This window comes from Ruminococcus sp. OM04-4AA (assembly GCF_003462585.1).
Taxonomy (GTDB): domain Bacteria; phylum Bacillota; class Clostridia; order Lachnospirales; family Lachnospiraceae; genus Mediterraneibacter; species Mediterraneibacter faecis.
Genome location: NZ_QTZH01000048.1, coordinates 1 through 18,814 on the forward strand (window position 1 = coordinate 1; position 18,814 = coordinate 18,814).

Genomic DNA, 18,814 nt, shown 5'->3' on the forward strand with positions numbered 1-18,814 from the left:
TTTGGGGAACTAGATATTTACTGTTTTCTAACTCATAATGATAAGACTAACGATCCGTATGAATAAACTTACTTTAAAGTAATTGTTGCTCCATTTTCATAGAAAAATCCATTTGCAACTTCCATTTAAATACATCATTATAGCCAAACGATGTAAGACCAACCTCTTCGCAACCGGCTGATGGAAGCATTCTGCTGTAATGGCTTAAAGGTATACTTGTATCACTCATATCAAGCACATACACATCCGCTGCACCACCCTCTTCCCCATCTGCCGGATCATGAGAAAAGCGATAAAGTGTACTCTTGATTCCGTTCATTGTATTGTCTTCCTCTGTTACCGTCCACTCACCTTCCCAGCTTTCTGGAACTATCACTTCAAAGTATTCATTGGAATACGATACTTTTGTCGTTTCTTGTGATTCTTCATTTTTATCATTTTCTTTCCATTGTAAATCATCCTGCCAATTTACACTTGATTCCCAGTGCTTTTCCCACAACGGTTTTAATGCTGCTTCAAATAATGGCTGTTTTAGAAGATTTTTATCAAACACAGGTGTATCAACTACTATTTCTCCTTTTATTTCCGGAACAATCGATAAATCCAGGCTACCGGCATATCCATCTAATTCTTTATTAGTGGTAACTTTTGCTTCACCTTCTGCTTTTCCTGCAATTTTTAAAGACATATCCATTCCTGAAGCATCATATAATTTTGTAATCAAATGAACCGATGAACCCATTGATGTATCTCCTGAAATAGAAATTGTATTCCACTGTAATCCATCCGATTCACAAGTTACTTGATTTATCTCTTCCACTTTTCCTGTCTTACTATTATAATTAAATCCTTGCGTTGTTTCTGCTGTCAACTCATATGAAACGCCTATATTTCCTTCCAAATTTATTTCCGCTTCTGTATAAATCTCAAGTTCATTCGTTACAACAATCGGTATTCCTGCAACTATAAATTGATAATCAGGCAATTTTTTTGTTAATAATTGCTTTTCTAATTCTTTTGAATAGCTGGCACTACACTCTAAAGAGGCTTTAGCCCCTTCTTTTGTTCGAATTGCAATTCCACATTTTATATCCCCGTGAACTATATCTATACTCACTTCAACCCATGCACTTGTTCCGGCTTCTCCAGACAGACTGACTGGATCTTCCTTTTCCTCAAAACTTTTTCCAAACATATAATCCGTGCCATTATCCTCATCTTCTGTTTTGCACAAAATATTCGATGACTGCAATTCATTTGTAACAGCATTCATATTTTTAATATGATAGCTCTCAGATTCATTTTGAGATTCTGCTAATTCTATTCGTTTATAAATATGAGCTTTTTCAAATACATCCGTCAATACAGCAGGTTCTGTTTGTATAATGTATTTTCCTTTTGTTTTCTGTACTCCAGTAACATTTCGTATAAAACCATTTGGTGCTGAACTTGTAATTCCTGAAACAATGACATCTCCTTTTTTGTATCTTGGATTCGAGTCAAAAGTTATTTTATCATCTTCTACTAATATCGGTTGCTTATCACTTTCTTCTGTAATAATTTTTACATTGTCCTTTACAACATTATTTTCATCTTTGTCTTTATTATTATGTGATTTCTTATACCCCAGCACTGACAATGTCGAAACCGAAACTAAAACCAGTAATACAACAACCCAAAATATTCTCTTGTTCCGTTTCTTCACAATTTATCCTCCCAATTACATTCCCCTACTCTCCTCATCCTGACACTTTATTTCCACGGAATTTCTGCTATATTTATTTCCTTTCCATTTTCTCTCCTGTAAAACTTATGTTTCCCACTTTCTGCCTCTTTCAAGTTACAAATTTTTCTACTTGTTATAGAATTATCCAACATAATATAATCGCCTATAGAATCATGCACCTTAAATAACTTAATTCCTCCAAAACTTCTATAATCTACAATATAGTGATGATTTGGATTCGTGTCTGTTTCATAGGCTGGTCTGTTATCTTTCTGATTATTCATTGTACTCATAGTATTCCCCTTTACATGATCGTATTTTTTTTGTGAATATGTACCAGTGTTACTTCCTGCACTTCCACTTGATGTGCTTTGTGTACCTCCTCCTACCGACTCTCCAAGCGTTGCTATTGCTATAATTGCTATAATTGCTATAATCGCGATAGCAATTATCCCAGTCGCAATCGGAATTACATTTTCCAAGAATAAAATTAATAATGGCATTACTATCAATGCTACCAGTAATGCAGTTGCCGTATATCCAAATATTCCTCTACATTCTTCTGTAATAACCATTAGAATGATAAATAATGCAATACCTCCCATCCAAACGCCTGCAACAACCATTTCTACATCACTAATGTCTATTCCTGTATTTTTTATTAATTGAAATGTTACATATTCCGCCACTGTTCTGTCAAAAAAAAGACTCACTGCACCTGTCACAACAAGATCAATTATCATTAATACTTTCCGTACTATGCCTGTTTCCTCAAAATACTGAATCAACAAAATGATTAAATCTATCACTAATAATATCAAAAGAATTTTTCCCGCAACGCCTTTAAAAATCATTTGCGACGTTCCTGTTGTGAACTTTTCATCATATGCTCCAAAAAGACCATATTCCTTTACTAATTGAATCTGTTTTGTATAACCGCCTCTGGTAATAAACAAAATATATGCAATAATCCCATTAATAATGCCATTTGCTGCTATCGCAGTCGGCACCCAACGTCCAAGATTATCCAACAAATTTGTTTTCAAATTTTCTACCGTATCTTTAAATTTGAACTCTCCCATTGTACCCCTCCCTCTATTTCTCCATTTCGTAAACTCTATATATTTGCTATCTTTTCCAGGCATTGATTAAAACGCTTATTAAGCGTTTCGACTAATTCATCCTGATAAAATCTGTCAATTGTTCTTGTAGGATACTTTTGTCTTTTCTCTTTAAAGTACTTCTGTCTTTCTGCAATTTCTTGTTTTGAAGGGAAAAAGTTGAACTGAATTGGGTTTCCTCTAAGATGTTCATTTTTGATGGACTTATATAATTCTGGATTTTCTTCAATGATATCAAAAACACTGTCAAAATACTTTATATTAGGATTCAGCTTTAGCCAATTGTCTGGTACTCCCGGAACCTCACAGCTATTAATAATAAAATCCACTTCATCAACAAGTTCATAAAGTCTTTTTCTTATAATTGGTTTATTGACAAATGTTTTATCTACATCCTGTCTAATTTCCATCATCAACTTGTTAAAATACCCTTCTCCGTCCTCTTTTGTACTAGGATATAATTAAAGTAGCAACTAATTTCCAATAAATAGAGTACCTTGTTTAATTGATTATAAATTTCATTCGTACCTTCAATATTGGTTTGAATTTTTAGAGAATTCACAATTTGCTCAAATGATTCTATTGAAATCGGTATTAAAAATTTCATCTCGTCACCAGCTAATGCTAATCCCAGACTTTTTATGAAACTAATGTCTCCCATGACTCCACTTTTACAATCATCAACATAATTATTGAATCGTTTAATTCTTTTCATCAAAGCCTCTTCACTTCTAAATTCATACGTTGTATTTAATTCCATTTTTGTACAAATATCTTTCGTACTTAATGGTTTTGGCCAGTCTCGCTCATGTTTATATAAATCAAGATCAAACCAGAATTGTTTTCCCGTTTGCTTATCTTCAATCACTTCTGACAGCATCCTAATAATTCTTGATTTTTTCATTTGATTTCCTCCCTAAATAAACATATTACTACTCTTTTTCCATATAGCTGGACAGTGCAATGTCCAATTTAATAAGATTTAATGTGATCCCTGAAAAGTATCGCCTCAACTGCAGGTGTTCTGGAAGCGTATTCAGCTCTCTCAATGCCATTAGTAATCAATACTCTTTTCCATAATTTCTCTTGCCAGCCAGACATCGTGATTTCCTTGAATCACTTGAATATTAGGATGTTTTAAGATTTCAAAATACAATTCAATCGACTGATTCCCGCGATCAAAAATATCTCCCGCCAGAATCAATATATCATCTTCCGCAAAATCAATTTTTTCCAATAACAATTTAAATCTATCAGCATCATTATGTATATCAGAAACAACAAACACCTTTTTATTAACGACCTTTAAATTCATTTCGTCCTCTCTAAGAAAAATTATCGCTGCAATCCTATTTCAGAAGATTTTTCAAAACCATTATTTCCATATAACACGGTGATTGGTGCAAATACGAACGGATCCATGTCTTTTCGATGAAACACGTTATATGGATATATATTGGGATTTTTAACATTCCTGTCACTTAATTTAAAACTGCTGAGATGTATCATTTCAAAAAAAATCCTTCATCTATAAACTTATATTTTTCAAATCAGCAAGCCAGTCTCCTTTTACTCTTCAGCACAAATTTCATCATAATTTTCATACATAATTCGTATTCCACACTCCTCACTTTCTACATGGTAATGTCCCGCATACCACTCTGTAAAATCTAACTTGTCATAAATCTTCTGTAGCCATTTTTCCGTTGACTTGTCCACTACTGATTGATCAATCCCTTGAATAAATGCCCACACGGGTTCCGCTTTAATCGGTACTGTATGCGATAGTACAATATCCACATTCCACTTAGCTTTATCTAACTGCTGTTCCACATATTCTTTTATCATTTCATCTGGCTGTTCCGTCTCAAACCATGGCAGACCATTGCGTATCCTATAATATTTATCAATACTATATGCTCCACCGATCGGCATCACTTTTTTCCCATTGAAATTATAAATTTCTCCATCCTTAGCAAATAAAATATTGGGATACTGTTCTTCCACATACACAATTCCTTCATTCCATATTTTTTCTTCGTAATCTTCCGCCTCCCATGGTCGTGCTTCATGATTCCCGTGAACACAGAAAAATGTAATATTCATTCCAGATAACTGTCCCTTTAATTCTTTATCGGACAGATCCAGCCAATAATTAATTCCTGCATCCCCTAAGATAATCATCACATCCTCTGTTGTAGTTTCATATTCATAGCAAAAATCTTCAATACGATCAAAGCTCCGATGTGTATCACCTGTAATATAAAAATGCACCTATCCTTCCTCCCTCTCAATTTTCACAATTTCCATCTCATCAATACTCTGTATTTTAGATTCTCTTATATGCTTAAACAACGTTTTCTCTCTCGGTAATTCACATGGAATTCCCACAATATCATAAGAAACTTCTTTTTCTTGTCCCAATGTTCCATAATCATCAACCCATTCAACAGTTCCGTAGCCTTCCCTTGCGTCTTCTTTTCCATAGGTAAAATACACCGTTTCTCCTACTCTGTACCTTGGTCTTCCTACTTTCTGAACAGAATCTGGTTCTCCTAACTCTTTGATTTCTTCATACAGTAGTTGAGCATCCATATATTGAATATTGTCATGGTAATGTCCGAAATACCATTGCGAATAATCTAATTTCTTTGCAATTTTATCCATCCATTCCTCTGTCGACAGATCTATCTTCTCTTGACATTCTTCATTCCGCCGATTCGGTCTATATACTAACGGACATGTATGAGAAAACACATAATCCACTTTCCAATCTACTTCATTCAATCTATTTTCTACTTGACTTTTTTCTTTGTCATCTGGTTGTTCGTCCTGGAACCATGGAAGGCCTGTTAAAAGTCGGTATTCTTTATCGCGACTGTATGCGCCACCGATTGCAATCGCCTTTTTCCCATCAAAATCATAAATTTCTCCATCTTTTGCAAATACTATATTCGGAAATTCCGGCTCATAATATACCTCTCCGCCATGCCAGATTTTCATTCTGTAAGTTTGTATATGATAAGGTCTTTCCTCATGATTCCCATGCACGCACAGAAAATAATTAGGAAAATCCGCAAGTATTTTTTTATTCTCACGATCCTTGTCAGCTCCAAAATAATTCAATCCGACATCTCCCAATAATATAATTACATCCTCTTTTCCAAGTTTTTTATTAAATCTCGCCAACCAGATTAACTTATCAAAATGTGCGTGACAATCTCCTGTTATGTAGTAACCCATTTCCTACCACCTTACATATATTATTCATCTTCTGTTCACTATGCTGAAAATTGTAAATTGCCTTCAAAATCTCAATTATATTTATCTGTAATTTCCATTCTCATTTATAGCGTTTTGAATATATAGATTCATTTCGTTTCTTATTTGTTCCATCTGTTTTCCAGTATTTTGGATTTGTATACGGAATCCTTCCTATAATTTTATCCACATAATGGTTATCTCTTATACTTTCATATGTCGCTTTAAAATTTATATCATAAAAATATGCAAGATAGGATATCCAGTAATCCATCTTTGTCTTTCTTGTCTCTAATAGAACTGATTTATGATTTTTGAATTGTTGCATAACTTCTGGCGTAATTTCCGACATTCCTACCTGTTCTGCCGTAACTCCCAGAAGAGTTTCAATTGCTGTTTCGAGTTTCACTCTGCAATTGTCAAGTTTATCTGCATCACGTATGATTTGAGCATGCATCAACTCTCGCTCATTCGTAATTCCTTTTAAGCAGTAATCACTATGATGTCCTATTGCTGTTTTTATAATTTCATCCCACTTATTTTCTTCGACAAAACGCCGAATCAGTCTCTCCTCAAATAAAATTCTCACACCGAATGCTGCATGATCCATCGTTCCCGGTTCAAAACTGTTGTAACATTTCAATTGTTCAAATCTTCCAATATCATGTAACAATCCAATAATCTGAGCGAGCTCACAATCTTCTGCGGACAGTTTCATATCTTCTGTAATTTTTTTACTGCATTCCATCACTCCATAAGTATGCACAATCTTCAACTTTATCTTTTCATTTTTTTGGTCATAATCATTCAAATAGTTTTCAAAAGCTTTCTTCGCATATTGTAAATCAATCATTTCGTTTTCCCACCTTATTTTCAAGATTTTTCAACATAATATTCCCGACCAGTATCCAGACAAACTGCAGCCAAACGTCCATTTCTGCGATTACAGCCACAATCAATTGCAATATGGTGATTTGCTTTATATATATAACCTGGTTTAGGATTTCCCAGAATTCCCTGTGTCGGTGTATGTCCTGTCACCACATAGGTATCTTCAAAATATTGGATATCATACTCAGCCCTGTCCCATATCAATTCTTTTAAGGAATATTCTTCAATATCTTTTCCCGGATAGTAATTTCCAAGTCCTCCGTGAACTAATAAATAGTTTTTTCCATTAACTGTCAGTTCTTCGTAAATCATAAAGTCTTTTATAAAATCAATCACTTCATATTGCATTTCCCGGCTCAATGTCCGAAACTCATCAATGGTTGACTTGCTGCCATTGTACTGCCAGGTCATAAGATTCTCCAACATTTTTTCATCGACTTTTTCGATAGAAATCTCTGTAATTTCCTGCATTAAGAATTCCAGACACTCTAACGCCATAAGCTCATGATTTCCTGTCAGACATATCACATTTGGCATTTCCATAAGCTTCAGAATAATCTGAATCGGATGCGGACCTTTGTCCAGAATATCTCCGAGAACATATAATGTATCCGTCTCTTTCAAGTGGATTTCTTCTAACAGTCTAATAAACAGTTCATATTCTCCATGAATATCTGAAACAACATAAGTAGCTATGTCAATCATCCCCTTTCGTTCCCAAAACACCCTAGCGCACTCTAAATTTTTCCGCTTCCGGTATCACCTAACATGCAAATCCAATCTTCTTTATCTGTCTTTTCATTTCCGTCGGAATCTCTGGAATATCGCTTTCCTCAATGGTAGTCAGCACTTCTGTTGTAATTTCTGTTTCGTCCATCTGACATATTCTTTCTGCCAGATTCATCTCTGCCTCTTCCAACATTTTTCTAGCAAATCTTCCATTTCCATAGTCTCTGCTTTCTTTTACGCTCTCGAAATTCTTTTTTAACTTTTTCATTCCTGCCTCTGTGATTGTCATTTGTTTTCTTGAAAGCATCAATTTTGTAATCTCACAAAGTTCCTCAACAGTGTAATCATCAAATTCTACGCTAAATGCAATTCTGGAACGCATCCCTGGATTCCTGTCAAGAAATGCCTTCATTGGTTCCGGATAACCGGCAAAGATTACAATCACATTATCCCTATGATTTTCCATCTCCTGAACGATCGTATTGATTGCCTCATCGCCAAATCCATTGTCATAGCCGTCACACAGTGAATAAGCCTCATCAATAAAAAGTACTCCTCCTTGTGCTTCTTTAAACTTTTTCTTAACTAACGGTGCCGTAGCGCCTACATGTTCACCTACAAGATCTGCACGCCCTGCCTCTACAAACACACCTGTTGATAATATTTTCTCATCTTTCATAATCTCTGCAAACAATCTGGCTACAGTAGTCTTTGCTGTTCCCGGATTTCCTGTAAAGACCATGTGTAAAGAAGCGTTATCCCTTTGAAGACCTTTCTCCATACAAAGCTTGTTTATCTTATGTTTGGCAATCGCTTTATGGATTACTGTTTTAACAGAAGCTAATCCCACCATTTCGTCTAATTCTTTTCTGGCTGTTCCTGATTCTCTTTCCTTCTTTTCTCCCTCTCCAAGCATCTGGATATCCTCTTTCGTAATCTGAAAGAGTTCATCCTTTTGAATATCACCCAGATTTCTTCTTTGTGAAAGTAATCTTACGGATTGCTGTCTAACCGCACGTTCCATCAGATTACGGACATATCTTCCATTCCCAAAATCATCGATATTTCTAACTTTTTCAAAGATATAATGCGCCTCTTTGATTGCGTCATCTGTCACACAGAATCCTTTTTCATGGATCATCAGCTTAAAAATATCTGTAAGTTCCTCTGCCGTATAATCCGGAAAATCAATCCAATATGGGATTCGGCTTTTCAACCCTTCATTCCTCTTCATGAATGCTTTCATTCTTTCATTGTATCCTGCAAGAATAACAATTACATCTTCCCTTTGATTTTCCATTTCCTGAAGCAGCACTGTAATAGCTGTGTCACTCTTCATAGCGTATGCTTCATCTATGAATAAAACACCGCCTTTAGCTGCTATAAAAGCTTCTCGTATGGCACTTACGCATCCCATGCCATCTAAATCCATTCCTCCACGTTCAACAAATGCACCACTTTTTAAAATGCCTTTTTCTTTTGTAATTCCTGCAAACAGTTTTGCAACTGTAGTTTTTGCACTTCCAGGATTCCCGCCAAAAATCATATGCATCGAACTGGTATGATAATCATTTCCTTTTCGTTTTTTTCGTTCTTTCTCAACAATATCTGCCGTAATAATCTTATCAATCTGCTCTTTTACAATTTTCAGGCCAATCATGTTATTTAACTTTTCATAAGCGGATACTTCATTTTCATCTCTGTCCAACAAGAAATCTTCCGAAAGATTATAATCATATGCTTTCAATACATTTTTATTCAGACACCATGCTTCAAACTGCTCATAAGCTCGCAGTACATCTGTCTGTGAAAATTCATTTCCGGGAAATAATGCCATGAACTCCTGTGCCTGTCCTGCATATTTTGAATATTCGGATTTTTCAATCAACCGCTGCATATAATCGACCGCTGCTTTTCTATCCCCTGTTCCTTCTCTTAACATAATCGTCATCATATATCTTTTTAACTGTGGCAAGAGATAATAGGCAAATCCCGGATGATCCATATCATATGTAAATACAAACAGGCATTGGTTCCGATACTTCTTTATAAGTTTCTCCAGATATTGACTTGCCATTACATAATCAACCGGATCACACCCAAACTTTTCAGATAAATCTAAGACAATCACTCCGCCATAACTGTTTTCGATAATTTCTTCAAGATGGTTATTTTTCCTAAACAGATTAGGTTCTATTTCACTGACGATTTCCATTCTTCTGCTGTTGATTCGATTCGCTTTGCGTAAGTTCTGAACAAGTACTTCTGTCATTTCACCTGCTGCTTCAACGCTACGACTGGATATCACATAATGAACCAAATTTCCACTGTATTCAGATAGATTTGCATGCGCCTTTATATTTCTCAGTTCCTCCACAAAATCCTGATGGTAGATACTGCAGATCTCACACTCCTGTTCAGAAATAATACGCTCCTTAAAATCATAAGGAAATGGTCTTGTATCATTCATACAAGAATAATAATAGATCCATAAATTTGACGATTCTATGATCCGATTAGAATAATCAAAACATCTTCTTCTTTTACATTCAAGAAAACATTCCATGAACTGATGCATCGTTATCTCAAATGGCTCTACTTTTACCTGCTTTATTCCAAATGTATCTCGCAACATTTCAAGAATACCATCATATACATTTTGAAAACTTAGCTTCTGTTCATCGAAAGAAAAGATTGCAGAAATCAGATTGTCCTCTTCCCGATACACTAAAAACGTCCTGTTATTTTTCATATTCTGATACATATACGAGTTGATAGATTCGAGTACATTGTCGTAACCATAGTGTTGGAGTTCGATTTTTGCATTCTCCTTAATCTCCTCTACATTTGTACCCAATTCAAAACCATAATATCTCATACACTTTTCCTCCGTAAAAAAAACTTTTGATAATCATTATGAATATCACTAATGCCATAATGCATTTTCTTATTTTCTCCTATAACATTTTTGCCACAGTTCCGGATAATCTCTAAGATTAAGACAAGATTCTTCTCTCCAGATAGGCTCTCCCCAATAGCGGTAATCACATATATCCCACGATTCATTTTCTTTCCGATAATGGTTTGATTTTCCACTCTGACCATCATTAGGGTTCAATTTTGATCTTCGACGAATTCTTCTATTTGCCAGCTTTTTAGCAAATCGATCTTTATCCCCTTTATAAACTGGTGTATGTTTATAGCTTCGACTCATAATATACCGTCTCCATATTCGATAAATTTTCTTTTTATCCCGACGTCTACAACATAATATCTTCTGGCTTTTTAAGCTTCTTCCAGCATATTTTCTGATAAGCTTTTTTTCCGACATACTTCAGCATATTTTCTGGCATATTTCAGAACCAAGTCTGGGCAAAATTCTTTTCCGTTACTTTTATGACTCAAATAAGCTCCCAACGCTTCCGTTGCATATCTCAAAGCCTGTCTTTTTGGATCATCTTCTATATATGTTGGAAATTCCACTTCAAGATACAATGGATTAATATGTTCATGTGACCAGATTCCTGATTCTGTTAGTTTATAACAAATCATCTGTATATCTGAAAAATCAACATACCAATTTTTCTCTTCTATACGATTCAGATACCGATTCCAATCCGCTTCTCCCCCTGCCAGAACATAATATGAACCATTCCTTATATCTTTTACCGTCGTACCAGCTTGTAATGGACAAGGCATTTTTATAAAATGATATTCGAATCGTTCCACTTGATAGCTATCTACAATTTTTTCATCTTCTGGAAGCTCGTAAGAATTGAATTGTTCTATTTCTCCACTCATATTTAAAGTAACAGATGCTACCGCAGTACCGTCATATGCGCAGTATTCTTCCGTCTCAAAACCTAGATTTGGATTTCCTCGCAACGGATTGCGTACAATTTCGTCTGCATCTGTATCTACAATCATCTGCTTACTTATCCGACATTTCAATTCATATATCTGCATATATTTTTTTGCATATTTTAAAGCTCTATTATAATCAGAGAAAAATCCACCATTTTCATATTCCAGATTTTCGACAACATAGACATATTTTCCGGACTGATTATGGATAAATGTTTCAAATATCTTTTTTTCATAATTCAGCCGTTCGTTAATTTGTCTTCCTAGAGTTTCATCTCTCGTATCTTCCGCCAACTCCTCCAAGGCATCAAAAATTTCCTGCCTGAGTCTGCCTGGTGCATTCCAGATTAAGGTAGCCTTCTGAAAATCTGTAAATGCAAAATCAATTTCTTCAAAACATTTTTTCATCCATTGGGATGGGACTATCTCAAACATCTTACTTCCTCCATACACAATTCCCGTTCTAGTGAATCTAAAAAAGTCGCAAATATATCTCTTTATCAACTCTCAAATTTTTCACGTTTTACTTCCCTAAAGCTATCCTCTTTTAATTATTCATCTTCCTCGTCAGACAAATATTTTATAATCCCTTCCCGAATCTCTCTTGCTATCTTCAGCTCTCGTTCATTCATCCCACTGGCATTTTTTAAACCCAGATGAAAAAGAGCATCGATCACAAAAGCCGTACCTTCTACACTATCATTTACAAGGAGAACTCCATATTCTTCAATATGTTCTATTTCATCCAATGCCTGCTTTAACCTTCTGTGAATGGATTCTTTGCTCTCAGTACCTCTATTTTTTAATCGATGTAATAATTCTTCAAATGATGGTGGAATCAAAAATACCGACTGAATTTTTTGTTTTTCTCTAATCTGTCTCGCTCCCTGCGAATCAATCTCAATTATTACATTTTTTCCCTTAAAATAATTCTTGTAAACATCCTTTTTAAGTGTTCCATAATATTCTCCGGCATACTCAGCAAATTCAAGAAATTCATTCTTGTTTATCAAATCTTCGAATTCTTCTCGCTTCTTAAAATAATAAGATTTTCCATCCACTTCACCTTTCCTTGGCTTTCTTGTTGTAGCTGATACAGATACGACATACTTTTCAGGATATTCTGTTAATAATTGTTGTATAACAGTCCCTTTTCCAACTCCTGAAAATCCAGAAATAATCAATAATTTTCCCGGTGTGGCTTTTATATGCTTCTCATCAATATGTTTATATAAACACTTTTTTCTATAGGTTTCATAATCCTCCACCAAAATGTCATATTCAATTGTTTCAATTTTCCCATGTATCCTGTAAATATCTGTTCCTACAATAACGCCTTTGCATTTTGTCTTTTTCTTTCCATTATCGAAATAAAACTCCACCAAATCATCTTTTTCAAAAAGAGGTGTACGCAGTTCATATCTCCAATTGATTTTTTCTATTTCATCCTCTGTCCTGGCATGTAAAAGTAACGTAGCTTTTATGCAAGAGTCTTCCCATCGATAATAAATCATCTTCTCCAGAGTTGGAAGATTTTCCATGAACAAATCATAAATATCATTTCGCACAAATAACTTTGTACATGACACATTTTCTGCTAACTTCCATTGTCTTGTATCACACTGATTTAACACTGGAAATAAAGAAGCCCATTCTCTATGATAGTTAAGATTATTTAACTCAGGTCCGTAAAATTGATAAGATCTACCATCTTCAGCAATCATAATCACGCACCCTGGTCCACCCATTCCAGATGGCGCATAAAACCCATAGGCAACAATTTTCTCAAATAATTCTTCTGTCAAATCTGATAATTTTAACTGTACTCTATCTTCAAATTTCATACTCATCCTCCGCAGTTATTTTGCATCTTCCATTAACATTCGGATTTTTTCGAAATCATATTCTCTTATTATCTGGGCTTCTTCAGTACATTTTACTTCGTGATCTGTTACCACCACATCTGCTTCCATAGGATCTTCAACAATTTTTTCTGCCATCATAGAAAAGAAATCATACATATTCATGACATCTGTAAGATGAAAATAATCTGTCAAGAATGAAAGATTTGTATCTCCAGCCACCCTTGATTTACTATTTTTTGCTACATTAAGCCAGACAAATTCATTCGTGAAAAGATCGATTCCAAACAGATATGCAAAGGTACTCTCACAATTCACAAGATATGCCGATTTTACTGTCTTAGGTTCATATACTTGTCCACTATCATCCCAATCTCTCAGCATATACCCCGCTTTACAAAAACATTTATTAAAGTTTTTCCCAGAATAAACGTTATCGCAAAAAATCAAATATCGATATTCAGAATACTGTGCCTTGAATTCCGGAAGGTTGATATCAAAGTATTCAGAACCTCCCAGGTAACCGCTTGTTTGATCACCCGAATAGGTAATTGCTCCTGACTGGTGTCTCGACATTGTTCTCCAGGAAAATTCTCTCCGATTACCATCTTCCGTAAGTGCAAATACCGAAAGATCAATATCGTTCACCTTCTCCCAATAGGTAAATGCCCTTAGCTTTTTTCCCTCGTCTATTGGAATCCTGCTTCCTTTAGAAAGAACACCCAATCCTCCTTGCAAAGTATTTTCTGCTAATGGAAGTGTATAATTTTTCATGGAAGGTTCAATATATACCTTTCCCAATAGTCGATTTCTAAGTTTCTCAGAAAGTTTTGAACGAATCATTTTACCAACTTCTTTTACCTGCTCTTCCGTAAGCCTGCTTTGACATTTCTCACTCTCCTCTGGTGTTTCATAATGAACCTTCATGAGATTATGCTGTGTAAACTTGAAAATACGTCCGTTCTTTCTCTTCACTCCTTCATATCTAAACAATAATTGTAGCAAAATCAACGTACTGCAATCCTCTGGGAATTCCGAAAGGAATGTTTGCTCATCTTCTCGATCCATACGGCTGATAATGTAATCCATATTTCGAAGCAATGCAGATGTTCCTTTCTTTTCCCGCAATAATTCTGCTGCTTGCTGACATCTGTTTTCCTGCATCAGCTTTTCAAACTCACTGTATACAGACTCATTGCCTTTCGTTCTCATGGCATGTACAAATATTTCCGCCTCTTCGTTTTTCGGCTGATAATGAATATGATGTAAGAACCCATTCCATAACTGCTTCTTTTCATAACATGTACAAATATCGCACCTGTCACCTCGAAACATTCTGTCCAATAGTGCCGTTAAGAATTTTCTATCCTGATTTTTTAAATTCAGTTTTTTCGGATTATCATTGTGATAATACCGATAGTTTAATTCATCTACTATTTTCATAACATCCGACAGATTCAAACTGTCTACCAGTGAAAGATTTTTCGTGTCAATTAAAAGTCTTACACAGGTATTCTTTGATACAATATCCGGAATATTTTCAAGATGGTCACGAATAAATGTAAGTACAAGCGTATACTGCCTCTCACTCAATGGTCGCGAACCTGACAATAAATCCTTCACAATCACTCGTACCGTTTCTTCTGCTTCTTCTTCCGTTTGTATCACAAATTCCTGTACTTCTGTCTCTTCCTGAAAAGCCACACGTTCAAAATCTTTTTCAAACATAGACTGCCCCGGCTCTTCAAAATTGCCAAGCCCGTACGCATTAAAATAATGTGCAAGCTGATCAAATAATAATTCCTCTGTAGAAAGATTTCGGACACTCTGAGGGAATCCTCTATAAAACGGTTTCGGAACATTTTCTCCAAATCTTTTTGATAGTTCTTTTACCATTCCGCAATGTACAAGCTCCCTACCCTTTGTAATTTTTACGCCAAAGAAATGTGCCATTGCAAACAAGGTTTCAAAAACATGCTTTTCTTCTGTCTCTCCATCACTGACAAGAATATGCTTTTCAAACAAATAGTCTTTGTATATTTCTTTCATGCCCGCACCTCTTTCTACTACTATACTTTAATCAATGCCGACTGATCTTGCCACTCAAATACACCTAATTTGAAGTAAGTAACAATAGCTGTCGGCATCCTTTTGGCGATATTATCGGATTAAATCTGTGCTCTACCAACTGAGCTACAGAACTTTTAAAGTTCTGGTGGGAGTCGAACCCACGACAACAAACTCCCAAAGAAGTAAATCCGATTAGCTGCCAAATTCTTTCTACTTATGCTTTTAAGATAAAACCTTTTCTGTTTCTTATATAACGTTTAGTATTAAAACTATTGTACATCATTACCTTAAGTTTCCACTTCTACTCCTGCCAGAATTTTCCATTTTGATAGCCTGCCAACAGTTTTTCCCTCATATCGTTGTACCAGGCTCTCAACGTTGATTGGAGATAATATATTTCATCTTTTCCATTTTTATCGCTTTCTAAAATACTGCCAGTTTGTACATCCATATGAAAAATGATTTTTCCTTTGTCTCCACCATAATACTCCATTGTTAAATAGTTATCTGTGTCCTTTGCAAATACCATAATACTGTCATAAATAATAGATATGAGACGATATTCCGGATTCCACCATAATTCTTTTATATCTATCTCAGTTTTCTCTATCGGTAACCATGCCAACACACTATCAAATTCTAAAACTTCTCCTCGACTTTGTCTGAAACTTCCAGGTATTTTCCCGTGATCAGTACTCCATAACCCTGTATCCCAACAACCAGCGCTTAGATGACCATCTTTTTCAACAATCAAGCAGACCTCAAAATTATTAGGAAGCCTGTCTTTTATATAATTAAAGCCTTTCAGCGTTACTTCTCCCGGCTTATTTGATATAGCAAAGACTTCATTGGTACCCATAATTATTTCTCCATTATTTTTAATATATCTCAAATCAAATTCAACGAATTGTCCCAAAAACAGATTTTATATTTCTTTAATCTCAGCATAAAACTTTTCAAAGTCATCTAGCATCCTATCTATTTTGGTGCGCTCATACCACCCCTGTGATTTCCAGAACAGTAAAATCTCTGTGAATTCATCTTCTTTTTTATCAATAAATTCTCCACATCGCTGACCATTGTTATATACCTTATCATTTTCTCTTGCTGTCATGCAGGCCGTATCATGCCCCAATCTTGAGAAGTCTTTGCAATACAGCTCTTTTGACGCTATTCATGTTATGTACACATTGATTTCTTTTCATAGATCATCTTAATAACGGGACATATATTAATTTCCTTATCTTCATCCAAAAATCCTTGCATTACTAAAATCGGTCCATCTTCTGGATTATCTCCGTGAAATCCAATCTTTTTCAACAATTCTACTGCTGGTGTATTCTCTGCAAGTGTCGTTGCATACAATCTATCTACCGTGATCTGGTTATGATCTACCGATAGTCCTTCTCCAAATATTTGTTTTATTACTGCTTTACAAGCTTCTTCACAATATCCTTTTCTCCTATAATTTTTAGCTATATAGAATTCTATTTCATAATCTCCATTCAGCTCACGATGAAAGCCTACATAACCAATAAATTTCTCCATAGAATCTTTTTGGAAAATGGAATAGATACATTCTTCATGCCCAGTTCTTTCAAAATACGCTGCAAACTCAGACAGGTTTTTCTCCGAAAATTCTACTCCGCAAAATTCTTGAAAATTACCATCTTCTCGTAGCATTTTCAAAAATGGTTTGGAGTCCCGTTTATTGACTCCTGGTAATAATTTTAATCTTTTTGTTTCGATTTCTCTTCCTGTATTCATAAATAATCACCATTTATCCTAAATTCACATATTTATCTTTACATATATCTTCTACAAAAAATACTGGTAATCTTCCATGATATGTGTCATATAATATATCTTCTGAAATCTGTCTATAGCGTTTCCCCACTGGTGTGTCTACTTTTTGCATATAATCTATTACAATAGAATTTTTCATTTTATCATTGATCTTCCCACAGATAGTACAATAGCTGTTAAGTGATGTATGAATTTTGTGTTCATCCCAATTCCATTTATATCTAATTAGACATTCTTCATATTGATGCTTGTGTTTTGACTTCTTATTAGCTTTAGATATATCATTTTCTTTCCATTTGAGATATTTTGGTATTTCTAAATCTGAACTAAATTTTCGCTCCAATTCTTTTCACCTTCCTCTTCCACCAATCCAACTAAAATTAAAAACAGAAACGTCTTTTAAAATTGAACTCTCAAATATACCCTCGGTCACCCGAGGACCTCAAAAATACCTTTGCAGCTACAAATGTCAGCACAGAATATCTTGTCGAGGTATCCCTCTTGTCTTATCCGTCGATAAGACTTATACTCTGTGGACCCTGCATATAGATTTCTCTGCTGCAGGCAGAATCCTTACTGATGTAGACCTGTCTAGCTTTCACCAGCCACAAGTCTGGTCGCCGTTGCGATATCTTGCCTTTAGCTACTCACTTGTGATTTGATTCCATATATGCTTTTCACATATATCCGGGCGTTCATGCAGCAGCGCCCATGCGGCTTGATGTGTTATCGGTTTCGGCTGTGTAAAATCATCACCTTTCGGGTGAGGCATCAACCGTTCTTCCTCTGCATCGAGGCTGCCTATCGAAACATCAACAAATCGTTCACAAATGTATTACTACACTCAACCATCCGTTAAGATGATTTTCAGTCTGCAACGATATTTTCAAAGTGCCATGACCGAATAAAAAACTCTTGGTGTCAACTAACACCATCCTTGCGTCTCCGCTCGGATGAACTCTAACAGGTTCTCCTCTTGAAATAACCTCTGTATTTGCTCATTCATTCCTCTTACGACCATGCGCCCAATCTCTACTGGCGATAGAGTTGTGATGGGCGTGGCATATTTGAAAGTTCAATCCTTTTTTTTGTTATCTCTCCAACCTAATTGCTCCCTTCATGATTTTATAAACAGCATCAGCTTTTTATCTGTGACTGATTATATCGTTTTGAACATTCTATAAATCAGCACATCTAATGCTTTTCAGGTTTATTTTATGCTCCTACCAGAGTTTATTATTGGATTTTTCTACACTTTCCACAAAATTCATCCGGTACACAGGCTTTATCGTCAATATAAATATCACAGAAAATCTTACGTGAATTATTTCCATAATAATCAATCACTTCAGGCACATTATCATTCACTGCATCTGAATCAATAATATCGCCAACATATGTTGTTAAATCTGTAAAATCAAAATCTCTTAACTTCTCAATATCTCCATCTAAGACATCTCTCACAAAATTTTTAAAAAAATTTT

18 protein-coding genes and 1 pseudogene are annotated in these 18,814 nt (G+C 35.2%); all 19 read right to left on the reverse strand.

Annotated elements, in window-relative coordinates:
* Window positions 1–73: 73 nt before the first annotated feature.
* Window positions 74–1,705: a hypothetical protein gene (locus DXB52_RS12090; RefSeq protein ID WP_118107480.1), complete on the reverse strand. Its 1,632-nt coding sequence runs from the start codon at window positions 1,703–1,705 to the stop codon at window positions 74–76.
* A 47-nt stretch (window positions 1,706–1,752) separates the two neighbouring features.
* Window positions 1,753–2,808, reverse strand: a complete 1,056-nt coding sequence (locus DXB52_RS12095) for a hypothetical protein (RefSeq protein ID WP_118107483.1) — start codon at window positions 2,806–2,808, stop codon at window positions 1,753–1,755.
* 35 nt (window positions 2,809–2,843) lie between these two features.
* Window positions 2,844–3,260: a hypothetical protein gene (locus DXB52_RS12100; protein WP_118107485.1), complete on the reverse strand. Its 417-nt coding sequence runs from the start codon at window positions 3,258–3,260 to the stop codon at window positions 2,844–2,846.
* Window positions 3,260–3,751 carry a hypothetical protein gene (locus DXB52_RS12105; protein WP_118107487.1) on the reverse strand — a complete coding sequence of 164 codons (492 nt, stop codon included), beginning with the start codon at window positions 3,749–3,751 and terminating at the stop codon, window positions 3,260–3,262. Before DXB52_RS12105 ends, DXB52_RS12100 begins: the two co-directional genes overlap by 1 nt.
* 150 nt (window positions 3,752–3,901) lie before the next feature.
* Window positions 3,902–4,162, reverse strand: a complete 261-nt coding sequence (locus DXB52_RS12110; protein WP_118107489.1) for a metallophosphoesterase family protein — start codon at window positions 4,160–4,162, stop codon at window positions 3,902–3,904.
* Between the two features lie 254 nt (window positions 4,163–4,416).
* Complete coding sequence (locus tag DXB52_RS12120) at window positions 4,417–5,121, reverse strand: metallophosphoesterase family protein (RefSeq protein WP_118107491.1); 705 nt, start codon at window positions 5,119–5,121, stop codon at window positions 4,417–4,419.
* Window positions 5,122–6,090 carry a metallophosphoesterase gene (locus DXB52_RS12125; protein ID WP_118107493.1) on the reverse strand — a complete coding sequence of 323 codons (969 nt, stop codon included), beginning with the start codon at window positions 6,088–6,090 and terminating at the stop codon, window positions 5,122–5,124.
* 100 nt (window positions 6,091–6,190) lie between these two features.
* Window positions 6,191–6,961 carry an HD domain-containing protein gene (locus DXB52_RS12130; RefSeq protein ID WP_472520129.1) on the reverse strand — a complete coding sequence of 257 codons (771 nt, stop codon included), beginning with the start codon at window positions 6,959–6,961 and terminating at the stop codon, window positions 6,191–6,193.
* A 20-nt stretch (window positions 6,962–6,981) separates the two neighbouring features.
* Window positions 6,982–7,704 carry a metallophosphoesterase gene (locus tag DXB52_RS12135; RefSeq protein ID WP_015527847.1) on the reverse strand — a complete coding sequence of 241 codons (723 nt, stop codon included), beginning with the start codon at window positions 7,702–7,704 and terminating at the stop codon, window positions 6,982–6,984.
* A 58-nt stretch (window positions 7,705–7,762) separates the two neighbouring features.
* Window positions 7,763–10,606, reverse strand: coding sequence for an AAA family ATPase (locus tag DXB52_RS12140; RefSeq protein WP_118107495.1), 2,844 nt, complete (start codon window positions 10,604–10,606; stop codon window positions 7,763–7,765).
* A gap of 69 nt (window positions 10,607–10,675) precedes the next feature.
* Window positions 10,676–10,942 carry a hypothetical protein gene (locus DXB52_RS16060; protein ID WP_020436764.1) on the reverse strand — a complete coding sequence of 89 codons (267 nt, stop codon included), beginning with the start codon at window positions 10,940–10,942 and terminating at the stop codon, window positions 10,676–10,678.
* 71 nt (window positions 10,943–11,013) lie between these two features.
* A complete protein-coding gene (locus DXB52_RS12150) occupies window positions 11,014–12,000 on the reverse strand; it encodes a hypothetical protein (RefSeq protein ID WP_147343371.1) in 987 nt (328 codons plus the stop codon).
* A 143-nt stretch (window positions 12,001–12,143) separates the two neighbouring features.
* Window positions 12,144–13,436, reverse strand: coding sequence for a guanylate kinase (gmk, locus tag DXB52_RS12155; RefSeq protein WP_207661760.1), 1,293 nt, complete (start codon window positions 13,434–13,436; stop codon window positions 12,144–12,146).
* A 15-nt stretch (window positions 13,437–13,451) separates the two neighbouring features.
* Entirely contained in the window at window positions 13,452–15,503 is a 2,052-nt protein-coding gene (locus DXB52_RS12160; RefSeq protein ID WP_118107499.1) for a TerD family protein, read from the reverse strand.
* A gap of 322 nt (window positions 15,504–15,825) precedes the next feature.
* Window positions 15,826–16,383: a hypothetical protein gene (locus tag DXB52_RS12165; protein WP_118107501.1), complete on the reverse strand. Its 558-nt coding sequence runs from the start codon at window positions 16,381–16,383 to the stop codon at window positions 15,826–15,828.
* A gap of 66 nt (window positions 16,384–16,449) precedes the next feature.
* Complete coding sequence (locus DXB52_RS12170) at window positions 16,450–16,638, reverse strand: hypothetical protein (protein ID WP_118107503.1); 189 nt, start codon at window positions 16,636–16,638, stop codon at window positions 16,450–16,452.
* 65 nt (window positions 16,639–16,703) lie between these two features.
* The gene (locus DXB52_RS12175) at window positions 16,704–17,291 is read right to left on the reverse strand and encodes a GNAT family N-acetyltransferase (RefSeq protein WP_118107505.1); all 588 of its coding nucleotides are present in this window, start codon (window positions 17,289–17,291) and stop codon (window positions 16,704–16,706) included.
* 13 nt (window positions 17,292–17,304) lie between these two features.
* Window positions 17,305–17,673 carry a hypothetical protein gene (locus tag DXB52_RS12180; RefSeq protein ID WP_118107507.1) on the reverse strand — a complete coding sequence of 123 codons (369 nt, stop codon included), beginning with the start codon at window positions 17,671–17,673 and terminating at the stop codon, window positions 17,305–17,307.
* A gap of 893 nt (window positions 17,674–18,566) precedes the next feature.
* Window positions 18,567–18,814 (reverse strand): annotated as a pseudogene (locus DXB52_RS12185) (hypothetical protein); the annotation flags it as partial.